Raw genomic sequence first — 25597 nt, 5'->3', positions numbered from 1 at the left:
ATTAAATCATTATCCTTTTAACTAATTTAAGATTATTTATTTAAATTAAATTAGTTAATAAAGAATCATTTTCTTGTCTACTTCCAATAGTTATTCTCAAACAATTTTTTAATGGGCCTGTTGAAAAGCTTCGAACATTTATGCTTTCTTCTATAAGTCTTTTTTTAACTTTTATTGCATTTGGAACCTCTACTAATATAAAATTTGCTTCTGCTTTATATAGCCTTAACCCATCTATATTGCTTAGTTTTTCCCATAAATATGATCGTTCGACAATTATGTTTTTTACATTGTTATTTATTATTTCAGGATTCTTTAAAATAACAGAAGTTATGCTTTGTGTTATAGCATTTACATTATAAGGCGGTTTTACTTTTTTTAGTTCTAACATTAATACATTATTAGTAATCATAAATCCAATTCTAATAGCTGCAAGTCCAATTTTTGAACAAGTTCTAAGTACAATCAAATTATCGTATGTATCTATCTTATCTAATATACTCTGTCCATAAAATTCAAAGTATGCCTCATCAATAACCACAATACATTTACATCCTTCTATAATACTAATAATATCTTCTCTTTTAATAATATTGCCTGTAGGATTATTTGGGTTAGATAAAAATACAATTTTAACCTTTTCCCTATTAGCCATAGAAATAAAACCTTGTACATCTAATTCTAATTCGTCGCTTAGTGGGAATTCAATTGGAATTCCTCCTGCAACTTTAGTATATAAACCATACATTGAAAAATCTGGACTTTGCATAGCTACCTTCTCCCCAGTATTTAAAAATGTATGTGCAATTATTTGTATGCACTCATCTGAGCCATTTCCAGCCATCACATTTGTTTTATTCACATTTGCATATAACGAATAAAGCTCACATACCTCTAATGCATCTGCATCTGGATATCTATTATAAATAGAATTTTCTATTACCTTGCCTATTTCACGCCTAACCGCTTCTCCTAAATTATCAAAACTTTCATTTGCATTTAGCCTAACTTTATAATCAGTTTTACCTGCGTTATATGATTCAAAATCACTTAAGTCTTTTCTAAAAAAATCTTGTATCATTATTTAAACCTCACTTTAATAGAATTCCCGTGTGCAGTAAGCCCTTCAACTTCTGTTAGCGTTACTACCTCTTTTTTAACTTCTTGAAGTGCTTCTTTAGTGTAATATATATAACTTGATTTTTTAATAAAATCATCTACTGATAACGGCGAAAAGAATTTTGCAGTTCCACTAGTTGGAAGAACATGATTTGGGCCTGCTACATAATCACCTAAAGGTTCTGGTGCATATTCACCTAAAAATATTGAACCTGCATTTTTTATATCTCCAAGATAATTAAATGGTTCACGTACCATAAGTTCAAGATGTTCTGGCGCAATTTTATTTGCAAGTTCTATCGACTCACTCATGTTTTGAGTTATTAAAATAACTCCATATTTTTCTAAAGATTCTTTAATAATATTGCGTCTGCTCATATCTTTTATCTGAATTTCTAGCTGACTCACTACTTTACTTGCAAGTTCCCTTGAAGTTGTTATAAGCATAGATGACGCAAGAACATCATGTTCTGCCTGAGACATTAAATCCGCAGCAATGAATTTTTCATTTGCAAGTTCATCTGCAATAATTAGAATTTCACTTGGTCCTGCTATCATATCTATGGCAACAAACCCAAATACACTTTTTTTTGCAATAGCAACGTATATATTTCCAGGACCAACTATTTTGTCTACTTTATTAATTTTTTCTGTTCCATATGCAAGTCCCGCAATTGCCTGAGCACCACCAACTTTATAAATTTTATCTACTCCTGCTATATCAGCTGCAACAAGAATATGAGGATTAATACTTCCGTCTTTTAGAGGTGGTGTTACCATTACTAGGTTCTCAACTCCTGCTACTTTTGCTGGAATTGCATTCATAATAACTGAGCTCGGATAAGACGCTGTACCTCCAGGAACATATATTCCAACGCTTTCAAGTCCTCTTACAGTCTGGCCTAAAATCACACCCTTTTCTTTAGTCATCATCCAAGCGTTCCGTTTTTGTTTTTCATGAAATTCTAAAACATTTTTTTTCGCAAGGGTTATTGCATCCAGAAAATCCTGATCTACCATTTTATAAGCATTTTCAATTTCAGCATCTGTAACTATAATATTTTCAGTGGTAACATATTCACTATCAAACCTTTGAGTATACTCTATTATAGCATCGTCGCCCCTAGTTTTTACATCTGCTAGAATTTTGTCAACAACTATACTTACATCCTTTTCTACCTCTTCTGAACGTTTTTTTAAAAATTCTATATATTCTTTTCCCTCATTACTATTTGCCTCTGTAATTTTTATCAAAGCGTCGTCACCTCATTCTCATCAACGTATTTTTGAACCTTAAGTATTAATTTGCTTATCTTTTCTTTTTTCATCTTCATACTTGCTCTATTTACTATCATTCTTGCACTTATATCGCATATTTTTTCTATTATAATTAATCCATTTTCTTTTAAAGTGTCTCCTGTTTCTACCAAATCTACAATTGCATCAGATAACTCCAGTATTGGAGCAAGTTCTACAGATCCATCAAGTTTAATAATTTCAACATCTTCATTATTTTTTTTAAAATATTCCTTTGCAACTGATGGATATTTAGTAGCAATCTTTTTACGGTTATACCCATCATAACTTTTAAAACTTGGTAATGCTGCCACAGCAAACATACATTTTCCAACCTTCAAATCAACTACTTCATAAAACTCTTTATTCTGTTCCATTAAAGTATCCTTACCAACAATTCCAATATCTGCTGCTCCATGCTCTACATAAGTCAAAACATCTGTGGATTTAACTAGTACAAATTCTATATCATTTTTCTCATCTTTAAGAATTAATTTTCTCCCTTTGTTTCTAAGCTGCGTACAATCGATCCCAATCTCCTCAAACATTGAAATAGCATACTTTTCTAATCGTCCTTTTGTTAATGCTATTCTTATCGCCTTCATTATAATTCCCCCAAACTTCTAATAAATTCCTCTGTGCTGGTCTTAAAGCTATTTTTATTTAAAATATCTATTATTTCAACTTCATCATTTACAACCATACAAATCATTTTGTTTATTTTCTTTTGCTCAGCATAAATAAATGCCTTTTCCTTTTCTTCAAATAAACTTAACTCGCAAGTAATTCCTTTTGCTCTAATTGAAGCCGCAAATTGATATACACTTCCCACTAATGAATCTTCATAATGTATGAGTACTTTTTCAGTTTCCTTGTCATTAGAATTCCCTTGTTTTTCAAGAACAGATAGTATATTGTCCACATCTATTGCGAATCCAACTGCTGGCATAGATGCACCAAATTTTGAAATTAGATTATCGTATCTGCCTCCACTTATAATTGTTGTTCCAACTTCACTACTATATCCTCTAAAGGTTATCCCTGTGTAATAATCAATATGCTGTACCATCCCTAAGTCAATAGAAATATATTCTCCAAGGCCTACACTTTCTATTCTTTGATAAATCTTTTCTATAGTATCTATTGCACTAAGTGCTCTTTTATTTTGAGTTAACGTTCTTGCCTTTTCAAGTATTTCAATACCTCCAAATAGCTCTGGCAATTTTTTTAGTGCCTCTACATTTTTTATTCCAAGAAGGTCTTCCTTTTCCTGTATAAACTCTCGAAGTGTTCCAAAATTCTTACTTTCTACAAGTCCTCTTAATTTTTCTGTTTCACCTTCCGTAAGCTCAATATCTTCAATAAGACCTTTAAAAAACTCAGCCTGGCCAATTTCTAGTTCGAATTTTTGTACCCCTACATCAATAAGAGCTTTAATTGCAGTTATTATTACTTCTGCATCCGCCTTAGGACTTTCACTTCCTATTATTTCAATTCCAGACTGGGTCATCTCACTGACCTTTCCATTCCAGTTTTCATTTATTCTAAATATATTCCCGCTATAACAAATTCTAAGTGGAAACGTCGAATCTCGAAGCTTTGTCGCAGTAATTCTCGCTATAGGCATTGTCATATCTGGTCTTAAGACTAATATTCTTCCTGCATTATCAAAAAGCTTATACATTTTTTCTTGCTCGATAGACACGTCATCGCCCTGAAAAACATCGTAAAATTCTAGGGTTGGTGACAACACTTCTAAATACCCTGCATCTATATTTAATTTCCTAAGTTTATCTATAATCTTAATTTTATTATTACAATCTTCAAAAAGTATATCTCTTGAACCTTCCGGTATATGTCTTTTCCAATTATTCAAAATTTCACTCCTCCAATTTTGCTTTATTACTTTAACGCTTTACCACTGTGTATTGATAATGTAATAAAATATTACCATTTTTTTTTAAGAAAGTCAATAGCTAAACTCTATTTTGATTACTTAATTATCAGACAATTATATCATGCAATCAAGTGCACCTTCCACATAAAAAAACTTTAGTTAAATATACTAAGAATATTGAAATTTAAAAATTATTATGCTATTATTCTTGAAGTAATAATTATTGTATTTAAATGTTCATTAAAAAGGAGATGTTACGGTGTGACAAAAAGTGTTTTTGTAAAATTGAAAAATATTTGTAAAAGTTTTGATCAAGATGAGGCTATTATTAAGAACTTAGACCTCGATATTAAAAAGGGTGAGTTCTTAACACTACTTGGACCAAGTGGTTGCGGAAAAACCACTACCTTAAGAATGATTGCAGGTTTTGAATTACCCACAAGTGGCGAAATTATAATTGACGGAGAAAATATTACGCAGCAGCCACCTTACCTCAGATGTGTTAACACTGTATTTCAAAACTATGCCTTATTTCCTCATATGAATATCTTTGATAATATAGCTTTTGGCCTTAAAATGAAAAAGATTCCAAAAAAAGCTATCAAAGATAAAGTAAATGAGATGTTAAAAATGGTACAACTTGTAGGTTATGAAAATAGAATGCCCTCTCAACTTAGTGGCGGCCAAATGCAACGTGTTGCTATAGCAAGAGCTGTTATTAACAGTCCAAAGGTTCTTCTTTTAGATGAGCCATTAGGAGCGCTTGATTTAAAACTTCGCAAACAAATGCAATTAGAACTTAAACACCTTCAGAAAATTCTAGGTATAACCTTTGTATTTGTAACCCATGATCAGGAAGAGGCTTTAACAATGTCTGACCGAATTGTTGTTATGAACAAAGGATTTATTGAGCAAATTGGAACTCCTGAGGAACTTTATGAACACCCTAAAACTAGATTTGTTGCTGATTTTCTAGGTGAAACAAACATCTTAGAAGGAAAAGTAATTAAGATAAAAGAAAATGAGGTTTTACTAAATATAGGACAAGAAGACATAATCAGAATACCCAATATGGGCTATACGCTTGGGGATAAATTTATTGTCTCTGTAAGACCAGAACGAATTAGAATAAAAGACCATGCCCAAGAAGGAGATGTTTGGCTTACATGCAAATTCAAGGAAAGAATTTATGTAGGTTCTATTATTAAAGTTGTTATGCTTCTAGATAATGGCAAAGAAATTATTGTAAATGAACCCATAGAACAAAGCTTTGTATTCAAGGATGAAATAAAAGAATATTTTATTACCTGGAATTCAAATCATACCATAGTTATTAAAGCATAGTTTTAAAAGAATTAAATGAGAATGGAGCAGATAAATGAAAATTAATAGATCAAAAAATCTTTTCACAAAATATTTAACATCAGTCATTAAGTACTTAACAACAATATTTCCTGCTCTGCTATGGATGGTTTTCTTTTTCGTTTTACCACTTATATTTATAGTTGTAGTTAGTTTTTCTACTAGAGGAGATGTTGGAAATATAGTATATAAATTCACTCTATCAAACTATATAAAGCTTTTAGATCCTCTGTATATTAACATTTTTATTAAATCTATTTTAATTGCTATATATACTACTGCGTTATGTTTAATAATAGGATATCCATTTGCATTTATAATAGCTACATCACCTAAGAAATATAAACCACTATTGCTTTTGCTTATAATACTTCCATTTTGGACAAATTCTTTAGTTAGAACCTATGCAATGATAGTATTACTTAGAACGGAAGGAATAATAAATACTTTACTATTACACATGAACATAATAAATCAACCACTTCATTTAATGTATAACAATATTGCTGTTATGATTGGTATGTTGTATATGATGTTTCCATTTATGGTACTTCCTCTTTATACTTCCCTTGAAAAACTAGATAAGAGGATATTAGATGCTGCATCAGATTTAGGGGCAGGGCCAGTTAATAAATTTTTAAAGATTACACTTCCACTTACAAAAGGCGGAATTATATCAGGTTGTATTCTAGTTTTTATTCCTACTCTAGGGCTTTTCTTTGTAACTGACCTTATGGGTGGAAGTAAAGTCATTCTTATGAGCAACCTAATTAAAAATCAGTTCCTAACCGCAAGAGATTGGCCCTTCGGTAGCGCAATATCCGTTGTTTTAATAATTGTTATGCTTTCTGTTATTACCTTTAACTCACGGGCATCTGGAACTAAGGGGATGTTATAAATATGAAAACAAAAAAAACAACTTTAATAAGATTTATATATTTACTTTTAATATTCATGTTTTTATATATACCAATAATGGTACTAATCACATTTTCTTTTAATCAATCAAAATTAAATGTAGTATGGACAGGCTTCACATTTAAATGGTATCAAAGCCTTCTTCACAATGCTGGAATTTTGGAAGCTGTGAAAAACTCTTTCATTATCGCTATAATTAGCACGATTATTTCTGTAATTATAGGTACATTAGCTGCTGTCGGAATGTATAGATATAAATTCAGGGGAAAAAGAATAGTTGATACAATTTTATATGTGCCACTAGTTATACCTGAGATAGTTATGGGTATATCGCTTCTTGCCTTCTTTTCAATTGTAAAGATTCCACTAGGAAAAATTTCATTAATCATTGCTCATGTAACCTTTAGCATAGCATACGTTGTTGCAGTAGTTAAAACTAGGCTTGATGGCTTTGATAAATCTGTTGAAGAGGTAGCAATGGACCTTGGAGCATCTCCATTAAAAACCTTTTTTTACGTAACACTTCCAATTATTATGCCTGGTGTTATAGCAGGAGCACTGCTTGCCTTTACATTATCACTTGACGATGTAATAATTAGTTTTTTTGTAGCAGGGCCTTCAAGCGTAACTTTGCCACTTAAAGTATTTTCAATGGTAAAATTCGGCGTTACACCAGAAATCAACGCTCTTTCAACCCTTATAATACTTTTAACTATTATAGTATTGTCTTTTGCACTTTTAATTCGAAATGTAAATATAAATTCAAAGAAAATTACAGCTATACTGACATCAATTTTCCTTGTGATTGCAAGTATCGGTGGCGGTATATTCACTTATACTAAAAACAATGCTAGCCCAAAGGAAGTTTTAAATGTTTTCAATTGGTCTGAATATCTACCTCAATCTGTTATAGAGAAGTTTGAAAAAACCTATAATATTAAAGTAAATTACAGTACTTTTTCTTCTAACGAGGAGATGCTGGCAAAACTTATGGCAGGTGGTGGAAATTATGACCTAACAGTTGCTAGTGATTTTATGGTAGAGGTATTAAGTAAACAAGGGCTAATAACTCAAATAAATAAAGATAATCTAACAAATTTAAGTAATATAGGCCCACAGTACTTAAACCTACCCTTTGACAGAGGTAATAGGTACAGTACACCCTATATGTGGCTTGCAGGTATAATATCCTATGATAGTTCAAAGATCCCTGAGGGTACAATAAAGGGTTATAAGGACTTATGGAAACCAGAACTTAAAAGCTCTTTAACAGTCCTCGATGACGAAAGAGTTATAATTGGTATGACGCTTAAGATGCTTGGATATCCATTAAACGAAACTAGTCCAGAAGCTCTTTTAAAAGCAAAAGAAGCACTAAAAAAGCTTCAACCTAACATTAAATCTTATGATAGTGATAGTCCTAAAACCAGCCTTATAAACGGAGAGGCAAAAGCAATATTTGCTTGGGGGGCAGAGGGAAGTCTTGCTAGTCGTGAAAATCTAAATATAAAATATGTAGTTCCAAGTGAAGGTTTATTCCTTCAACAAGACAACTTTGTAATTCCAAAAGCTGCAAAAAATATAAAGTCAGCAGAACTCTTTATGAATTTTATAATGGATCCAGAAATAAGTGCTGAAATTTCACGAAGTTTCCCTTATGGAAATCCCAATACCTCTGCTTACAAATATATAGATAAAAAAATATTAGATGATAAAGCTGTATATCCACCAGAAGAAGCTGTAAAAAAAGGTGAATACTTAAGGGATATAGGAAAATCAGTAACAGACCTCGACAAAATATGGACCGAGATCAAATAAAAACTTTAATTAATCATTGACATTTAGTAGAATTGTGTATAGTATTTAGTATGAATATGAAAACTTCTAACCGTTTATAATAATTGGTTAGGAGTTTTTTGAAGTTTAATAAATTAAGAAGGCAAATAAATGTATTTGCCATGGAGGTAAAAATGGGTAAAAATCAAAGCGTTAAGGGTAATTTTATTTACAACAATATAGAGAAATTAGATAAGAACTTTATGTATAAAAATCTCGAGAGAAGCAATTGCTATAATTGTGAATTTTCAGGATCAAATTTTAATTTTGTAAATTTTAGAGGTGCACATTTTAAATCATGTGTTTTCTTTGAATGTACCTTTATGTGGGCTGAATTCATTGGCACAAACCTAAAGGGTAGTGACTTTGAAAATGCTAAATTTGAAAATACACTATTTGATTCTGTTAATTTAGAAGGTGTTGATTTTAAAGATGCGGAATTTATAAACACTATATTTTTGTCTACCGACATTACAAAGGCTATAAATCTTAGCGTTAATACTCCTGGCATTAAAATTTATGATGAAATGCCTGTATTAGAAATTAGTGATGAGCTTAGGACCTCTGTCTTAAATGTAATGAAAAACAAATTTGTAAAATCTGCTAGAGTTCTAGATACAAAAGATGGTGGTATTAATGTTATAAATTTAATGATATTACTAACACATTTCGACGAAGAAACTTTAATCAAGGGTTTAAATATCATAGAAACTGATTTAAATTGTGATTTTCACACATTAAGTTATATAGTAAAATATCTTAAAAACAACATGTAATTAACTATTAAAATGACATTTGATGAAGTTAGGAGTACATAAGATGAATGGGCGAGCACACCAAAAGATAGCAATGCTATCATATGCAATTGTAGCTACAATACCTACAATTAATTCACTGATGATTTTCAACAATAAATATATACATATTCCAATGGGAATAAGCATTATAGGCCTTGGTACTGCAGCTCTTTCAGGCTTGCTTGTGGATGCAGATAGTCATAGCAGTAAAATAAACCACATAAATCCACTTACAGGTACTAGCAATAAAGCAATAAATTCTATAGAAAATGTATTAAAACTACTATTAAGGTTATTGTTAGGGATTGGATCCTGCGCACTAATTTTATGGAATTCAAAAACTATTATAAGCTCGTTATCAAGAATTAAATATCTCAGTGAGTATGCTTATATATATACATATGCTGAGATATTTACATATTTTACATCCTTTGTTTTTTTAATCATAGGGATAATATCTGAAAGAACATATAAAAAAATCCCTATAATAGGGCTAATTTATAAAAAACTGTCTTTCTCAATAAATAAAAGCTCAAATAATTTCAAAAGAATAGCTATATTCTTAACATATGTTTGCTCAAGTGTTATATTAGCAATTTATAACGTTGTTAATCAAAATGATATTTATGTGTACCTAATTTGCGTCTTACTAATATGTATTGCTACCTTCCCCCACAGATCTTTTTTACATTCAGTAGAAGGTGTGATTGTTTTTACTATTTCTGCATCATATGTGTTTAGTAAATTAGGTTATGAATATCTAACAGGATGTTTTTTTGTTGGATATATCAGTCATATATATTGGGCTGATATATTTACTAAGGAGGGAGTTCCGGTGCTTTCTCTACCGAGGTTTATTGCAAAGGCACTAAGAAAATTAGGAATGCATAATAAATTTATTATAACATTAGAGAAAATAGGTAAGATTAAACTTAAATTGCCACCACACATTACCACTGGCTCTGAACTTGGAAATTTATTTGAAGTAATCTACATTATACTATTATTAATTGTAGTGGTAATTGGTTTTATAGTTTATGGAGGAGAATTCAGAGTTATTTAGTAAAAATCTAAACATTTTAAACATAAACTCTAATTTTGGTATACAATTAAAGATATACAAATGAAAGTAGGAGATGAGAAATTTTATGAATTTTGTTGCTGATTTACATACTCACACTATAGTAAGTGGACACGCATATAGCACTTTACTAGAAAATGCTAAATATGCCAGTGATATAAAGCTTAAAATATTAGGAGTTACAGATCATGGTCCCAATATGCCAGGCGCCCCTGATCCTTGGTATTTTGGTAATTTTCAAGTTTTACCAAGAAAATTGTTTGGAGTTAAAATGCTTTATGGCTGTGAAGCTAATATAATTGATTATGAAGGTAATCTAGATATCGAAATAGAAAGGCAAAAGCTTCTCGACATCATGATAGTAAGTTTGCACGAGCCACTAATGGAAGGCGGAAATGATATAAACTTAAATACAACTACTATTTTAAAAGCTATGGATAATCCTTCTGTAAATATTTTAGGCCATATAGGCAATCCAAGATTTCCTATAAATGCTGAAGTTATAGTAAAGAAAGCAAAAGAAAAAAATATACTTATAGAAATAAACAATAGCTCTTTTCTAACTTCAAGAAAAGGCAGTGATGTAAATTGCACTAAAATTGCAAAACTTTGTAAAGAACATGGAGTGAAAATCATTGTAAACAGTGATGCCCATTTCTGTTATTCTATAGGGAATTTTGCTGTTGTTGAAGAAATGCTTAAAGATATAAATATGCCTGAAGACCTTATTATTAATACAAATGAAGATAGCTTAATCTCATTTCTAAAAGAGAAAGGCAAGAATATATAATAAATTTACTAGCTTCTTAATAATTTAATAGTTTAAAGCCCACATTGAATATCAGTTCAATGTGGGCTTTAAACATAATGTATATACATAAATAATTAATTATAATTTTTAGATTACCTTTTCTCTTCATTCTCTTTATATTGTTCTTCTTCCAAGTCCTCAAGTGCATCTTCCATAGCCATTCCCACATCACCTACAGATTTAACATCTGCTTTTAAAAGCGTTTCCTTAATTTCATCTCTCTTAGTGTTTATCTCTTCATCAATATTATTATTTGCATTATTAATTATAATATTTTTGATTTCATCTGTGCATTTTCGAGCGACTAACCCTGCAATTATTCCTCCGATTGCAACTCCTAAAACGGCATAAACCATAACACTGTTGCTATAATTTCCCATTTGTTTTCTTTTTTTACTTTTAATATTTTTTGATATTTTATCTAAATAAGTCATGTTCACCCTCCAAATATAATAATTTTTTTACGATCTTTATTTTATTCTTTCCATCTTACCATAAAAAAATTCTATTTCCATACTTATTATTAATACTATAAATAAGAATAAACAAGGAAATATATACACAAACTAAACTAAAATGAGGTGTTTTAATGAATAAAAAGCTTAGCCTTATAATGTTTAGTTGCGAATATGACAAAGCTTTGGCTGGATTAATACTTGCTAATTCAGCTAAGGAATTAGGAATGGAAGTATCAATGTTTTTCGCCTTTTGGGGACTACTTTTATTAAGGGACCCAGATAAAAATTCAAATGAAGGTAAGTCGTCACTTGAGAAGCTCATGGGTGTTATGGCACCTAAAGGACCGGATGAACTCCCCCTATCTAATATGAATTTTAGTGGTTTCGGAAAAAAGATGCTTGAAGCTATGATGAAGGAAGATGGAACACCAACTCTTTCAAAATTCTTAGATGGCGCTGTTAAAAAAGGTGTCAAATTTTACGGATGTAAACTATCAATGGATGTTATGGGTTTTAAAAAAGAAGAACTTATATCCGAGTTAGAAGTAATTGAGGCTAAAGATTATCTAAAGGATGCTCTTGAATCGGATATACAATTATTTATTTAACTGTATATTAAAAAATAAACTGGCACTTATAGATTATCACTCAATGTGATTGTCTATTGATACCAGTTTCTACTAATGATTTATATTATTTTGTTTTACCGCCCTCAATTACAAGGTTTTCTTCATAGTCTTTACCATATACAGGAGTTAATGTTGCCTCATACGCTTTGTGAATAAAATTCTCTTTGCCAAGAGTTACAAGTTCAGTATTAACCCAATCTAGAAGTTCTTTATTCCCCTTAGAAACAGCAGGCGCAATTGTATCTTCACCACCAAGAGATGCAACACCAACAGTATAACCTGGATTTTCTTTAGCCCATGCAATAACTTCTGTATTATCATTTACAATAGCATCTCCACGTTTATCTTTTAATGCCTGAAATATTTCTGAATATTGTTCATATTTTACAAGCTCTATATCAGGGTAATTTTTTGTAAGGAATGTTTCTGCAGTTGTTCCCTTTGCTATTATAACTTTTTTACCTTTTAGTTGATCCACTGAAGTAATTTTAGCGCTATCTGGTGATACAATACCTAAAGATACTTTCATGTACGGATTTGTAAAATCAACCTTTTCAGCTCTTTCAGCTGTTACAGTGAAATTAGCCATTATTATATCAACCTTTTTAGATTCAAGGTAAGCTACTCTACTTGCTGCATCAACTAAAACAAATTCGACCTTAGATTCATCACCTAAAAGATCTTTTGCAAACCTTTTAGCAATAACTACATCAAATCCTTGATTTTTTCCATTTGAATCTACGTATCCGAATGGAGCTTTATCACTAAACACACCAATTTTTATAGTCCCACGTTTCTTAATTTGTGAAATAGAGTTAGCTTCAGCGCTAGATGAATCATCTTTCTTAGAACCACTACTACAACCTACTAGACCTCCAATTACAATAGTTATAACAACTAAAGCTGACATAATCTTTTTAATATTTCCCATAATTCATCGTCTCCTAATTTATAATTATTATTAATACTGAAATATATTTAGAAAGTGCTTTGCACGCTCTGTCTTTGGACTATTAAAAAACTCATCTGGTCCGGACGTTTCACATATTTTCCCTTCATCCATAAATATTATTCTGTCTGCAACAGAATGAGCAAATCCCATTTCATGAGTAACAATTACCATTGTCATTCCCTGCTTTGCAAGTCCTAGAATAACATCCAAAACTTCTCTAACCACTTCAGGATCAAGAGATGCAGTAACCTCATCGAAAAGCATTATTTCTGGATTCATACACAAAGCTCGTACAATTGCTATTCTCTGCTTTTGACCACCAGAAAGTTGGCGTGGATAAGCATCCTTGCGGCCTAGGAGTCCTACTCTATCTAAAAGCTCTTCCGCCTGAGCAAGAGCTTCCGTTTTATCCCTTTTCTGGACCTTTAATGGGCCAAGAAGAATATTTTCTATAACTGTCATATGAGGGAATAAATCATAATTTTGAAAAACCATGCCTATTTTTTCTCGAATTTCTTGCCAATCAACATTTTTTTGTATAAGGCTTTTGTCCTTGAACTTAATATCTCCACTTTGAATCTTTTCAAGTCCATTAAGACATCTTAAAAGTGTGCTTTTCCCGCAGCCTGAAGGCCCTAGAATAACTAGAACTTCCCCTTTATGTAGGCTGAGGCTAACTCCTTTTAGTACTTCCTTATTATCAAATTCTTTATGAATATCCTGTATGTCAAGCAGGAGATTTTTGTTATTTGCATCCATTATAATCACTCCTAAGAATTCCATTTAGTTTCTAATTTTTTTGATATTCGCGATAGCGGATAACATATTATAAAGTACAATATAAATATAAATGCATAAACCCAAAACGATGCAGTAGGAAATTCAAAACGTGAACTTTCTATAATCTGTTGTCCCACCTTAACTACCTCTATAACACCTATTAAAACTACAAGTGAAGTAGTCTTAATCATCCTTGTAGCTAAATTTATAGTTCCTGGAAGCATTCTTCTTATTGCTTGAGGAAGAAGAACATACCTATAAAGCCCGTAATAGCTAAGCCCTAGAGCCTTACCTGATTCAATTTGATGTTTGGGAAGTGATTGTAATGCCCCACGTACAATATCTCCCATTTCTGCGGCACCCCAAAGGCTAAAAACAATAATTGAAATAACTTTTCCACTAATATCAACGTTTAGAGCCGTAGTTACACCAAAATAAAAAATAAAAAGCCAAACTAGAGTAGGTATCACTCTGAATAATTCCAAATAAACTCGATTGATAAAAAGTATTGGTTTATATTTTGTTGTTCTACTTAACCCAATAATTATACCTAATAATGATGCTATAATAATTGAAATAAATGCTATTTCAACTGTTACAAATAAACCCTCAAATAGTCTATAAAAGTTTCTTCCCTGAAAAATAGCTCTAATTCCCAAACTCTGCATATCGCACCTTCCTTTCCAGCCAAGACAATGCAAATGACAGAGGTAAAAGTAAGACAAGATAAACAACTACTAACATGGCTAATGATTCGAATGTTTTATAGTACATCCCTATCAAGTCTTTTGTTACATTCATAACATCTAATATCGATATAGCGCCAAGTATTGATGTTTCTTTTAATAAAAATATACAGTTTGCACCTAAAGATGGCAAACTAACAGAAAAAGCCTGAGGAATTATTACATATCTAGCTAGTTGGAACTTTGATAACCCAATGCTTAGACCAGATTCAATTTGCGATTTACTCACAGCTTCTATTCCACTTCTAAATGCTTCTGCCATATAACTTCCGCCTAAAAAAGATAATCCTATTATTGCGCAAGAATTTGCACTCATCTTTAATCCTAGTTTTGGAAGTCCATAATACAGAAAAAATATTTGCACTAGTAATGGAGTATTTCTTGAAAGTTCAATATATGCCTTAACAATAATATCCATAGCTTTTACTTTGAAGTATAATATCACGCTACATAAAAGCCCAATAAGAAATGATATAAGTATCCCCCCAAAAGCTAATTTCAAGGTGATCCATATGGCCTTTTCATATAGAGGTAAACTACTTACTATAAATTCCCAGTCAATACTCATTTTATCATCACCTTTTCATTACATTTTCTTTAATTGCCGTTAATGTCCACACCTATTTTACATAAATTTCACTGTATATTAACACATTTCGCGGTAAATTCATCCCTACAATTCCTCTAGGTTTAATTATATTGTACTTATATTTATTAAATCTGTCAATAATATTTTACATTTTTATTGAAACATATATGCAAATTAACTTAATAAAAACCACTATAAATTTAGTGGTTTTCGTTTTGGTAAATTTAATAATATTGAAAGTATACCGCAAACTATCATTAGATAGGAATATATTGAAAAAGGAACAATCTTCATAGGCGATATCTTCCCGATTGTTGCAGCCAATAATATTTGTGCTGCATAGGGACTTATCCCTTGAAAAGCAGATGAAAATATATCTAAAATACTTGCTGTTTTTACTTTACTAACTCCATATTCATCTGACAAATCCTTTGCAAGTGGTCCTGCTGTAATAATAGATATTGTATTATTTGTTGTAGTTATATCTATTAAACTTACAAGAACTGCTATGCCCATTTCAGCTCCCTTCTTTGTTTTTACTTTAGATGTTATTTTTTCTAATAAAAACTCAATTCCACCATAGTAGTGCATTAAACCAACTAATCCTCCTACCATAATAGAAATTAGTGCTAAATCTTCCATTGAAGCCATACCACTTTGTAATGTTGTTAACATATCGACTATACCAAAACTCCCCATTGAAACACCTATTAATGCTCCCGCACCTATACCTATTGCTAAAACAACCATAACATTCAATCCAATTGCCGCACTAACAATAATCGATATATAAGGAATTATTCTAATCAATGAATATTCATGTGATTGGAGCTCCACATTTCCACCTGATAGAAAAGTTAATATTATTACAGTAATAATAAAAGCAGGTAATACAATTAATCCGTTTGACTTAAACTTATCTCTCATTTCTACCCCTTGTGTTCTTGTAGCTGCAATTGTCGTATCTGAAATAAAAGATAAATTATCACCAAACATTGCTCCTCCAACAACTGTACCTAAAACCAAAGGTAAACCCATACCAGTTTGCGACGCTATTCCAACACCAATTGGTGCGAGCGCAGTTACAGTCCCCATTGATGTACCCATAGAAAAGGATAAAATTGATCCAACTATAAATAGCCCTGGTAGTAACATATTAGATGGCAAGATACTTAACCCCATATTTACTATTGATGTTACAGCTCCCATTGCATCTGCAATAGAATAAAAAGCGCCAGCTAATATAAATATAATTACCATTAACATAATAGTAGGTTCTCCTGCAGCTTTTGCAAATATATCAATTTTGTCAGATAATGATGTCTTTGCACCTCTTTTATCAAGTAATAAAGAAAAAGCCGCAGCCAATACGAATGCTAATAATAAAGGCATACTAGAGAAACTCCCAGTTAATATACCAGCACCCATAAAAAATATTAAGAAAAATACTAAAGGTAATAACCCAACGAAACTTGTTTTCTTTTTCACTTCATTTTCCTCCTATGTGTAATAATTATCGACACTTGCAAATTTCTTTGCATAGCATTTATCATTTTATCATTTAATTTCATTAAGTTCGATCTATTTCGATATTTATTAAATAAGACATCAAAATAGTGGTATATTAAACCTATAGTTTTTTATCGAAGGAATAGGTGACGAATATGAAATCAAAATCATTCAAAATTATGGCAATAACGATTGCAATTATCTCAGGAATAATTATTGCAACAGTAGTAAATTCTATTATAAAAAAAAATACAATAACAAACAATCTTATTGCAGCAAAAGCTAAAACACAAGCAATAACTAATAAAAATGAAGAACTAAAAAAACAACAAATAAACGAAAAAGAACTAAAAAAGCAGGAAGAATTAAACGAAAAAAATAAATCTTTAGAAAAAAAATGGAAAACTGGATATGATCAATTTTTTAGGAAAGAGTATAATAATGCTATTCAAACTGAAAGGCAAGTAATACAAGAAGATCCTACTTTTTATAAAGCATATGCTGTTGAAGGAATAGCATTAGCTTATAGTGGTAATTTTGAAAAAGGAATAGAGCAAATTGATTTATCATTAAACCTCAATCCAAATTATGGTTATGCTAGATTTAACAAAGCATTGGCTAATGAATTATACAATCATTATGACGAAGCTATCATATGGTATAATAAAGCATTAGAAATTGAAAAATTCGAATGGAGTTATTATGGTATTGCTAGTATATATGGAAGAAAAGGCGATGTAGCAAACACTGTAAAGTACTTGAAACTTGCAATAGAAATAAATCCAGGTGTTAGGAATACTGCAAGAAATGAAGCCGATTTTGATAATGTACGACAAAGCCCAGAATTCAACAAGCTAATAAATAGTATAGAAAATTAACGAAATAAAAACATCCAATATAGCTATATTGGATGTTTTTATAATGATATTTGCCTAGCATTTATCTAGTTAAAAAATAGAGAATTTTAAGATGAATGCTGCAAATACAATTGATACCATTGAAAGTAACTTAATTAGTATATTTATTGAAGGGCCTGAGGTATCCTTGAATGGATCTCCTACAGTATCACCAATAACTGCAGCTTTATGACAATCTGATCCCTTTCCGCCTAGGTTTCCAGCTTCAATATGCTTTTTAGCATTATCCCAAGCTCCACCAGAATTTGCCATCATAACAGCAAGTACAAAACCTGTTACAGTTGCTCCTGCAAGTAAACCAGCTACACCATTTACGCCTAAGAGCAAACCTACTGTTATTGGTATAATAATAGCGAGTAATGCAGGAAGAATCATTTCCTTTTGGGCTGATTTTGTGCATATATCAACACATTGAGCATAATCAGCTTCTGCTTTTCCCTCCATAAGTCCCACTATCTCTTTAAATTGTCTTCTAACTTCTACCACTATAAGTTGTGCTGCTTTTCCTACAGCATCCATGGTAAGTGCTGCAAATACAAAAGGCACCATTCCACCTATAAATAACCCTATAAGTACCTGAGGGTTTAATATTGATAAATTAAAAACAAAATCTAAATTTTCTTTTTTCACTATAATCTCAACCTGATCTCTATATGCTGCAATTAGCGCAAGAGCTGTTAAAGCTGCGGAACCTATAGCAAACCCTTTACCTGTAGCTGCAGTAGTATTCCCTAAAGAATCAAGAGCATCTGTACGATCACGCACTATCGGCTCTTGATGAGTCATTTCTGCAATCCCACCAGCATTGTCTGCCACAGGACCATAAGCATCAGTAGCTAATGTTATACCTAATGTACTAAGCATACCTACCGCAGCAATACCTACGCCGTATAAACCCATATTGTAATCTGCTGCTCCTCCAGCAAAATAAAAACTAGCCGCTATAGCTATAGCTACTATTATAACAGGAAGGAAAGTCGACATCATTCCTAGTGATAACCCACCTATAATAACTGTGGCTGCACCAGTAGTTGTTGTTTGAGCTAATTTTTTAGTAGGCTTATACGTGTCGGACGTAAAGTACTCTGTACAAAATCCGATTAAGTTACCTGCTATAAGTCCACTTAATATTGCAAAATAAACTCCTATTCGCTCCATTCCAAGTACATTCCAAACTAAGAAGAATGATAGCACTGCAATTATTGCAGAACTGACGTATACACCACGTCTAAGCGCAGCTAAAAGTGCCTTTTGCTCAGCTTTCTCCCCTGCTTTAACAAAGAAGGTTCCAATAATTGATGCAACTACTCCTATGGCTGCTATAGTCATAGGAATCGCAACTCCAGAAACTCCAAGACCAGCTGCAACTGCAAGTGCGGCAGTGGATACTATAGATCCAACATATGACTCATAAAGATCTGCACCCATACCTGCTACGTCTCCAACATTGTCTCCAACATTATCAGCTATAACTGCAGGATTTCTTGGATCATCTTCCGGAATTCCGGCTTCTACCTTACCAACAAGATCTGCACCTACGTCTGCAGCTTTAGTGAATATACCACCACCAACACGTGCAAATAAAGCCATAGAACTTGCTCCCATTCCAAAAGTAATCATTGCGCTTGTTATATTTTGAATTCTTAATGCGGGTTCTAAATTTCTATAGAAGAAATCAAGTAAAAAATACCATATACTAATATCAAGAAGTCCAAGGCCTACAACTGTAAGACCCATTACTGCACCACTAGAAAAAGCAACATTTAATGCACTGTTTAGACTTTTTGAAGCTGCATGCGTTGTTCTAACATTTGCACGCGTTGCAATCTTCATACCTATAAATCCTGAGAGACCTGAGAAGAAACCCCCACTTATAAATGCAAAAGGTACAAATGGGGTAAGAAATCCAAACCCTACCAGTATCCCTAGTATTATAAACATAGCTACAAAGAAAAAAGCCACTCCAGTGTACTGCCTTTTTAGATAAGCATCTGCACCCTTTCTAATATCATTAGCAATTTTTTTCATTTGATCGGTTCCTTCGTCTTCTTTTAATACTTTAGATGCAAGATATCCAGCAAAAGCAAGGGCTAATATGGAACAAATTGGGGCCAAAATCAATAAACTCATAATAACTACCTCCTAAATATTTTTAGTATAAAATTATCTTGTCATTAATAATACTTCTATAAATAGTAAATAATTCCTTCTATTTTATATAATAAAATATTATTATTTTATTATATATTTTTTATGGTATTTAAAGCAAAAATACCCTAGCATTTTTGCTAGAGCATTTTACTATATCCACTAAAGGACTACCATTAAAATAGGTATCACTATTAGAGTACCTATTGTTGTAATTGCAATCATCAATGAAGCAAAATTATAGTCGGAATCATAAGCTTTTGCAATTATTGCAGAGTTAGCCATTACAGGCATAGCCGCTTGTATAACAAAAACTGAGCGCATAAGATTCGGTATGGGGAACATGGGCACAATTAATAACACTAACGCTGGAGATATTAAAAATCTACCTATTAATACCCAAATTATATCCAAGCTAAACTTTACTGATTTTAAATTTATTAAATAAATTGAAAAAACTCTAAAAGCCTTCTTATTTCCATCCCTAGTTATTTCATATACACCTATTGTCCAGAAAAAAGCACTATTAGCTATATAATAAAGCAGAACATATGGCACACTTTTCTCACCGAATAAAGCCATATTAACTGGAATACCCATAAATATAGTGTTTGAATTAAAAAACATAGAAACAAATAGTCCACGTCTATCACTCTTAACCTTTAATATCTTAGCAAATATTTTTGCAATAATAAAAGAACACCCTATTGTTAAAAAAGGAACTATTAAACCGCTTGAATCAGCTATAAGTTTCTGCAAAAAACATATAAACTCTCCTCTGTTATTTCATACCTCTTCTATACTCCATTGGAGCACAGCCTTTTAAGTGTTTAAATACTCTATTAAATGTTTTAACACTATTAAACCCCGATTTATATGCAACCTCAGTAATGGAATCCATTTCCTCCATTAGATGCCATTCTGCTTTTGTTATCCTAAAATTATTCAAATAATCTACAAACGTTACTCCTGTATTCTCCTTGAAAAATCTTGTGAAATAATATAAGCTAAATCCAGCTACCTTCGAAATTTCCTCTAAGTTAATATTTGTTTGATAATACTTGTCCACATGTTCAAATACTTTATCTAGTTTTTGTAGTTTTTCCATATGATGACTCTCTACATCAGATGAATACTCACCTTTAGGCATGTATCTAATTAATATTCCAGCTAAATCATAAAGTCTAGCTTTCATTATAAGTTTATACCCATCTCGTGCTTCACTATTTTCTCTTATGAGTAGTTGAATTTGCTTTTCCATAAGATTATGGATTTCAGTACTTGGCGTAAGATATTTAGAATGAGTAAACATAGGTCTTATAACTCTGCTGTCCTTAGACCCCGAAAGAAAGGTATCATAAATTGACATTCTAAATTGTATTACCGCCCTTTTGCTGGGCCGCATCTCTTTTAAAAAGAAATGCACCTCTCCAGGACCTATTATTAAAATATCTCTTACTTTAAGGTGATATAAATCATTGCCTATACCTACTTTTACGCTACCTTCTACAAGATATATTATTTCGATATCTTCATGCCAATGATGGGGTGTACTCTCATAACCATCATTTAAAAATAATCTAAAGGGAAAATCGGGTTCCAATACAGTTTTTTCAAAGCTACCCTGCATACATTCCTCCAAAAGCTTATTAAACTCATAAGCCTTTCATCCAATTCAAAGTTAATAATTAAATTATTACAGGTTAATTCTAACTCTTTTGTTACCAGATTCATAGATAGAACATATCATCTTTTGAGTTTTTATTGCTTCATCACCAGTTATATCCGGTTGTAGCCCAGCACTAATGGATGCATAATAATTTTTTATCTGTTTAGTGTGACTTGTTCCCCAATATCCCATTGCTCCATTTCCATAATCAAATGTATCCTCTGGGTCATTGTCCGCAATTAGTTCTCTACCATCTTTAAATTTTATATCAGCTCTATCCCCAACCATATTTACCATACCTTTTTCACAATGAAGTTCGATTTTTACTGGTGCATCATAAGTATAGTAATTAATAGCATGAAACGCAGTTAACACTCCGTTCTTATATTTAATAACACCCTCCGCAGAGTCCTCAACTTGTATAATTTCATGATCCCTATTACTTATATTTGCATCTATATAATCGATGTCACTATCAACAAACCACCTCATATGATCCATTGTATGAATAGCTTGATCTATTATAACTCCGCCACCCTCCTTATCCCATGTACCCTTCCAATCACTGTGACTATAATATTCATCTGTTCGTTTCCATGTAACTTCAATCTTTCCTCCTAATATCTTTCCTAGTTCTCCTGATTTCAGTGTCTTTTTTATAAGTCGAGATCCAGGATTATACCTGTTTTGAAATATAACTCCAAGTGTTACCTTATTATTCTTTGCAGTTTCAATCATCTCTTCTGCATCAGATAGTTTTATAGACATAGGTTTTTCCGTTAATATATGTTTACCAAGCTTTGCAACATATATCGCAACCTGTGCATGAAGGAAATGTGGAAGACATATATGCACCACATCTATATCTTCCTTTGAAAGCATTTCTTTATAATCAACATAGTAACTACAATCATACTGATTTGCCTTATCCTTTGCTCTGTCCTCTTTTATATCACAAACTGAGACAATTTTTGCATTTTCAACTTCTTTTATAGATTGGGCATGCATTGGAAATATATTGCCACACCCAATAATAGCTACTTTTAGTATTTTCATAATTAATCTCTCCTAAATAAAACTATATTAATTTTTCAAGATGATCTATTCCAAGTTGTAATCCCTCTTTGACTTTTTCTTCACTGCCTTCAAAAAGCGGATCTTCATGTTCAATACTTACTACACCCTCGTATCCAATTTCTTTTAGCTCATTGAGTAGCATCTCCCAATTAACCTGACCAAGTCCAGGCATTCTATATCTCCAATATCCAAAATCTTCACTTGAGACATTTAGCAGTTTGTTAAATATTCCATAAGCCTTTAAATTTTCCTCAAAAACTTCAGCATCCTTTGCATGTACATGGAATATTCTATCTTTAAATTCCTTTATTGGGGTTATATAGTCAATTAGCATTGCATGTAAATGAGAAGGATCGTAATTTAATCCAAAATTCTTATTAGGTACTCTTTTAAACATTTCTCTCCAAAGCTCTGGAGTAAATGAAATAGTTCCTGGTAACCCTTTTATTTGCCATCCATTCATTTGACAATTTTCAATTACCACCTTTATGTCCTTATCCTCTGCATATTTTACTAAACCTTTAAATACAACTTCAAACTCATCAAAATTTTCCTCTAAAGATTTATCTATATTCCTTCCAATAAATGTTCCAACGGTAGAAACTCCTAGTAAAACTGCAGCATCAACACATTTTTTAAAATGATTATTTATAAATTCCCTTTTTTTAGGGTCCCTATCTAAATTATTATCATAATAGGCAATCGAGGATATTGTAAGCCCATATTCCTTGAAATATAATTTTATTTCTTCGGCTTCTTCCTTTGTGAAATTAGCTACATCTATCTCACTTCCAGAATAATCACGAGCATTAGTCCTTGGCCAACAAGAAAGTTCTAAAGCTTTAAATCCATGTTCACTTGCCCATTTTGCTTTTTCTTTTAATGGAATACCACCAAGGCACCCTGTTAAAAATCCTATATACATATTAAAACACCATCCTTTTAATTTTTTATATTAATTTTTTTAAGTTTTTATACCCTATTTCAACACTTTTTATACTTGGTTTGTTGAAAAATTCCTGTTCAACAATAAGCCATTTAGTCCCTTGTTTTTCAGCCTCAACTATTATAGCTTTAATATCCATTATTCCATTTCCAACTTCAGTTGAACGTTTTTCACCATCTATTATTTCCATATCTTTTATATGAATAAGATCGCAACGTCCAACATATTTTTTAATATATTCTACTGGGTTTAGCCCAGCATACTGAACCCAATAGGTATCAATTTCAGCTTTTACAAGTATAGAATTCGTTCTCTTATATAATATATCTAATCCGTATTCTCCATCAAATTTTTGAAATTCATGGCCATGATTATGATAACCAAACATTATTCCCTTTTCACTACACTTTAAGGCGAATTCGTTAAGTTTTTCTGCCATCTTCTCAAAATCTTCCTTAGTGTTATATGTAGCATAAGGACATATTATATACTGGTTTCCAATTTCTAAACTATATTTTATTACATCATCAATATTATCTTCTAATTCATCTAAACTAACATGACTTCCACATGCTTTTAGACCTAACTCATCAAGTAATTCCTTAAGTCTTGTACTAGTTAATCCTCCATAACCTGCAAATTCTACTCCCTCATAGCCTATTTTTGCAACTTTTCTTAATGATAATTCAAAGTTTTTCTCAGTCTCATCTTTAATACTATAAAGCTGAAGAGCTATAGATAAACTCATAATTTGTGCCTCCTTTATTATTAGTTAAAGTATACTGGTTTTCCCGTTTTTGATGACTCATATATTGCCTCTAATATTTGCGTAACTACTAAAGCCTCTTCAGGTTTTACTACTGGCTCTTTATCGTTTAAAATACAATCAATCCACTGCCTAGCTTCTGTATCTGCTGGATCTTCAGAAATACCTTCATTAAATGCCACTCCAGAAGATTCAAAATCTACTTTAGTTTCATAAAGTCTACTTAGGTTTTCTCCATTTATCCTAAGACCATCCTTCATATCAGCCCCACCTTCTGTTCCACACAGACTTGTCTGAGCTTCTCCCACCTCTAGGCTATTTAATGCCCAACTTGATTCCACAACAATTGTAGCCCCATTTTCCATAGTGATAAAACCAAAAGCTGAGTCCTCAACATTGAACTTACTTGGATCCCAAGGTCCCCATGCATTAGCAGCATTTTCTTTTTTGCTAAGCTTATGGTATACATTTCCTACAACATACTTAGGCTTGTAATTATCTAACATCCAAAGAGTTAAATCTAAAGCATGTGTTCCAATATCTATTAATGGTCCTCCACCCTGTTCGAATTCATTTAGAAAAACTCCCCAAGTTGGAACTGCTCTTCTTCTTATTGCATGTGCTTTAGCAAAATATATATCTCCTAAGTCTCCATTTACGCAAATACTTTTAAGGTATTTAGAATCCGCTCTAAATCGATTTTGATAACCTATAGTGAGTTTTTTACCAGTTTTTTTTGCCGCATCAAGCATTTTTCTTGCTTCTCCTGATGTTTTTGCCATTGGTTTCTCACACATAACATGTTTACCTGCCTCAAGCACATCTACTGTTATAAAGCTATGTGATCTATTAGGTGTACACACATGAACAACATCAATACTTTCATCTTTTAATAGTTCCTTATAATCCGTATAAACCTTTGACCCTATGATTCCATATTTTTTTGCAGCATCTTCTGCTTTATCTATCTGTAGGTCACAAAAAGCTACCATTTCTATTTCATTAATTTTTGCAAGACTTGGCATATGTTTACCATTTGCTATTCCACCGCACCCTATTATTGCAACCTTTAGTTTCTTTTCCATAAAATCGCTCCTTTTCTAAAATATATTTGCTTTCATAAACTGTTTAACGTTTACAACCTTATTTTATAACACTTTCCTTTGAATTACTCCCCATGAATTGCTCAATGCTTCTCATATATTGCTTTTTTCATGAATAAATTCCTTTTATATACTTAATTTATTTTATTATGTAATCTCTTGCGTTGACATTATATAAGATATCATGTTTA

General features: G+C 31.8%; 25 protein-coding genes. 8 read left to right on the top strand and 17 right to left on the bottom strand.

The window, feature by feature from the left end; translation table 11 throughout:
* Window positions 1-40: 40 nt before the first annotated feature.
* Genes hisC through KPL55_RS06385 form a run of 4 tightly spaced genes read right to left on the bottom strand, consistent with a single transcriptional unit; the run spans window position 41 to window position 4291 of the window.
* Window positions 41-1081, bottom strand: a complete 1041-nt coding sequence (gene hisC / locus KPL55_RS06400) for a histidinol-phosphate transaminase (RefSeq protein WP_216305872.1) — start codon at window positions 1079-1081, stop codon at window positions 41-43.
* Entirely contained in the window at window positions 1081-2373 is a 1293-nt protein-coding gene (gene hisD, locus KPL55_RS06395; protein ID WP_216305871.1) for a histidinol dehydrogenase, read from the bottom strand. Before hisD ends, hisC begins: the two co-directional genes overlap by 1 nt.
* Window positions 2370-3020 carry an ATP phosphoribosyltransferase gene (gene hisG, locus KPL55_RS06390; protein WP_216305870.1) on the bottom strand — a complete coding sequence of 217 codons (651 nt, stop codon included), beginning with the start codon at window positions 3018-3020 and terminating at the stop codon, window positions 2370-2372. Before hisG ends, hisD begins: the two co-directional genes overlap by 4 nt.
* Window positions 3020-4291 carry an ATP phosphoribosyltransferase regulatory subunit gene (locus KPL55_RS06385; RefSeq protein WP_216305869.1) on the bottom strand — a complete coding sequence of 424 codons (1272 nt, stop codon included), beginning with the start codon at window positions 4289-4291 and terminating at the stop codon, window positions 3020-3022. Before KPL55_RS06385 ends, hisG begins: the two co-directional genes overlap by 1 nt.
* A 282-nt stretch (window positions 4292-4573) precedes the next feature.
* Here KPL55_RS06385 and KPL55_RS06380 point away from each other — a divergent pair, with 282 nt between their 5' ends.
* From KPL55_RS06380 to KPL55_RS06355, 6 genes are all read left to right on the top strand, one after another.
* The gene (locus KPL55_RS06380) at window positions 4574-5656 is read left to right on the top strand and encodes an ABC transporter ATP-binding protein (RefSeq protein ID WP_216305868.1); all 1083 of its coding nucleotides are present in this window, start codon (window positions 4574-4576) and stop codon (window positions 5654-5656) included.
* A 124-nt stretch (window positions 5657-5780) separates the two neighbouring features.
* Complete coding sequence (locus KPL55_RS06375; RefSeq protein ID WP_246599329.1) at window positions 5781-6572, top strand: ABC transporter permease; 792 nt, start codon at window positions 5781-5783, stop codon at window positions 6570-6572.
* 2 nt (window positions 6573-6574) lie between these two features.
* Window positions 6575-8410 carry an extracellular solute-binding protein gene (locus KPL55_RS06370; protein ID WP_216305866.1) on the top strand — a complete coding sequence of 612 codons (1836 nt, stop codon included), beginning with the start codon at window positions 6575-6577 and terminating at the stop codon, window positions 8408-8410.
* A 152-nt stretch (window positions 8411-8562) separates the two neighbouring features.
* Entirely contained in the window at window positions 8563-9204 is a 642-nt protein-coding gene (locus KPL55_RS06365) for a pentapeptide repeat-containing protein (protein WP_216305865.1), read from the top strand.
* A 43-nt stretch (window positions 9205-9247) separates the two neighbouring features.
* A complete protein-coding gene (locus tag KPL55_RS06360; protein WP_216305864.1) occupies window positions 9248-10288 on the top strand; it encodes a metal-dependent hydrolase in 1041 nt (346 codons plus the stop codon).
* Window positions 10289-10373: 85 nt separating this feature from the next.
* Window positions 10374-11096: a phosphatase gene (locus tag KPL55_RS06355; RefSeq protein ID WP_216305863.1), complete on the top strand. Its 723-nt coding sequence runs from the start codon at window positions 10374-10376 to the stop codon at window positions 11094-11096.
* A gap of 113 nt (window positions 11097-11209) precedes the next feature.
* Here KPL55_RS06355 and KPL55_RS06350 read toward each other — a convergent pair whose 3' ends face one another.
* Window positions 11210-11551 (bottom strand): hypothetical protein, encoded by a 342-nt coding sequence (locus KPL55_RS06350; RefSeq protein ID WP_216305862.1) that lies wholly within the window; start codon window positions 11549-11551, stop codon window positions 11210-11212.
* Between the two features lie 155 nt (window positions 11552-11706).
* On the opposite strand from KPL55_RS06350, the gene KPL55_RS06345 reads away from it, so the two are divergent.
* Window positions 11707-12183: a DsrE/DsrF/DrsH-like family protein gene (locus tag KPL55_RS06345; RefSeq protein WP_216305861.1), complete on the top strand. Its 477-nt coding sequence runs from the start codon at window positions 11707-11709 to the stop codon at window positions 12181-12183.
* A gap of 85 nt (window positions 12184-12268) precedes the next feature.
* On the opposite strand, the gene KPL55_RS06340 is transcribed toward KPL55_RS06345, so the two are convergent.
* The 5 genes from KPL55_RS06340 to KPL55_RS06320 all read right to left on the bottom strand — a co-directional run bounded on the left by KPL55_RS06340 (window position 12269) and on the right by KPL55_RS06320 (window position 16699).
* Window positions 12269-13135 carry a cysteine ABC transporter substrate-binding protein gene (locus tag KPL55_RS06340; protein ID WP_216305860.1) on the bottom strand — a complete coding sequence of 289 codons (867 nt, stop codon included), beginning with the start codon at window positions 13133-13135 and terminating at the stop codon, window positions 12269-12271.
* 30 nt (window positions 13136-13165) lie between these two features.
* Window positions 13166-13915 carry an amino acid ABC transporter ATP-binding protein gene (locus KPL55_RS06335; RefSeq protein WP_281418816.1) on the bottom strand — a complete coding sequence of 250 codons (750 nt, stop codon included), beginning with the start codon at window positions 13913-13915 and terminating at the stop codon, window positions 13166-13168.
* Window positions 13916-13926: 11 nt separating this feature from the next.
* Window positions 13927-14604, bottom strand: coding sequence for an amino acid ABC transporter permease (locus tag KPL55_RS06330; RefSeq protein ID WP_216305859.1), 678 nt, complete (start codon window positions 14602-14604; stop codon window positions 13927-13929).
* Window positions 14585-15250 (bottom strand): amino acid ABC transporter permease, encoded by a 666-nt coding sequence (locus KPL55_RS06325; RefSeq protein ID WP_216305858.1) that lies wholly within the window; start codon window positions 15248-15250, stop codon window positions 14585-14587. The genes KPL55_RS06330 and KPL55_RS06325 overlap by 20 nt, the downstream gene beginning before the upstream one ends.
* Window positions 15251-15463: 213 nt before the next feature.
* Complete coding sequence (locus tag KPL55_RS06320; RefSeq protein ID WP_216305915.1) at window positions 15464-16699, bottom strand: Na+/H+ antiporter NhaC family protein; 1236 nt, start codon at window positions 16697-16699, stop codon at window positions 15464-15466.
* Window positions 16700-16935: 236 nt separating this feature from the next.
* Here KPL55_RS06320 and KPL55_RS06315 point away from each other — a divergent pair, with 236 nt between their 5' ends.
* The gene (locus tag KPL55_RS06315; RefSeq protein ID WP_216305857.1) at window positions 16936-17658 is read left to right on the top strand and encodes a tetratricopeptide repeat protein; all 723 of its coding nucleotides are present in this window, start codon (window positions 16936-16938) and stop codon (window positions 17656-17658) included.
* A gap of 69 nt (window positions 17659-17727) precedes the next feature.
* On the opposite strand, the gene KPL55_RS06310 is transcribed toward KPL55_RS06315, so the two are convergent.
* The 7 genes from KPL55_RS06310 to KPL55_RS06280 all read right to left on the bottom strand — a co-directional run bounded on the left by KPL55_RS06310 (window position 17728) and on the right by KPL55_RS06280 (window position 25388).
* A complete protein-coding gene (locus KPL55_RS06310) occupies window positions 17728-19827 on the bottom strand; it encodes a sodium-translocating pyrophosphatase (RefSeq protein ID WP_216305856.1) in 2100 nt (699 codons plus the stop codon).
* A gap of 180 nt (window positions 19828-20007) precedes the next feature.
* Entirely contained in the window at window positions 20008-20604 is a 597-nt protein-coding gene (locus KPL55_RS06305; RefSeq protein ID WP_216305855.1) for an AEC family transporter, read from the bottom strand.
* A gap of 22 nt (window positions 20605-20626) precedes the next feature.
* Window positions 20627-21475 carry an AraC family transcriptional regulator gene (locus KPL55_RS06300; RefSeq protein ID WP_216305854.1) on the bottom strand — a complete coding sequence of 283 codons (849 nt, stop codon included), beginning with the start codon at window positions 21473-21475 and terminating at the stop codon, window positions 20627-20629.
* A gap of 66 nt (window positions 21476-21541) precedes the next feature.
* Complete coding sequence (locus KPL55_RS06295) at window positions 21542-22570, bottom strand: Gfo/Idh/MocA family protein (RefSeq protein WP_216305853.1); 1029 nt, start codon at window positions 22568-22570, stop codon at window positions 21542-21544.
* A 22-nt stretch (window positions 22571-22592) separates the two neighbouring features.
* On the bottom strand, window positions 22593-23516 hold the full coding sequence (locus KPL55_RS06290; protein WP_216305852.1) for a sugar phosphate isomerase/epimerase family protein: 924 nt from the start codon (window positions 23514-23516) through the stop codon (window positions 22593-22595).
* Window positions 23517-23541: 25 nt separating this feature from the next.
* The gene (locus KPL55_RS06285) at window positions 23542-24285 is read right to left on the bottom strand and encodes a sugar phosphate isomerase/epimerase family protein (protein WP_216305851.1); all 744 of its coding nucleotides are present in this window, start codon (window positions 24283-24285) and stop codon (window positions 23542-23544) included.
* 20 nt (window positions 24286-24305) lie between these two features.
* Window positions 24306-25388 (bottom strand): Gfo/Idh/MocA family protein, encoded by a 1083-nt coding sequence (locus tag KPL55_RS06280; protein WP_216305850.1) that lies wholly within the window; start codon window positions 25386-25388, stop codon window positions 24306-24308.
* Window positions 25389-25597 lie beyond the last annotated feature (209 nt).

Source organism: Clostridium lacusfryxellense (assembly GCF_018861735.1).
Classification (GTDB): Bacteria; Bacillota; Clostridia; order Clostridiales; family Clostridiaceae; genus Clostridium_AD; species Clostridium_AD lacusfryxellense.
The sequence above is the reverse complement of the archived record's forward strand: the minus strand, read 5'-3'. Positions and strand labels throughout refer to the sequence as shown.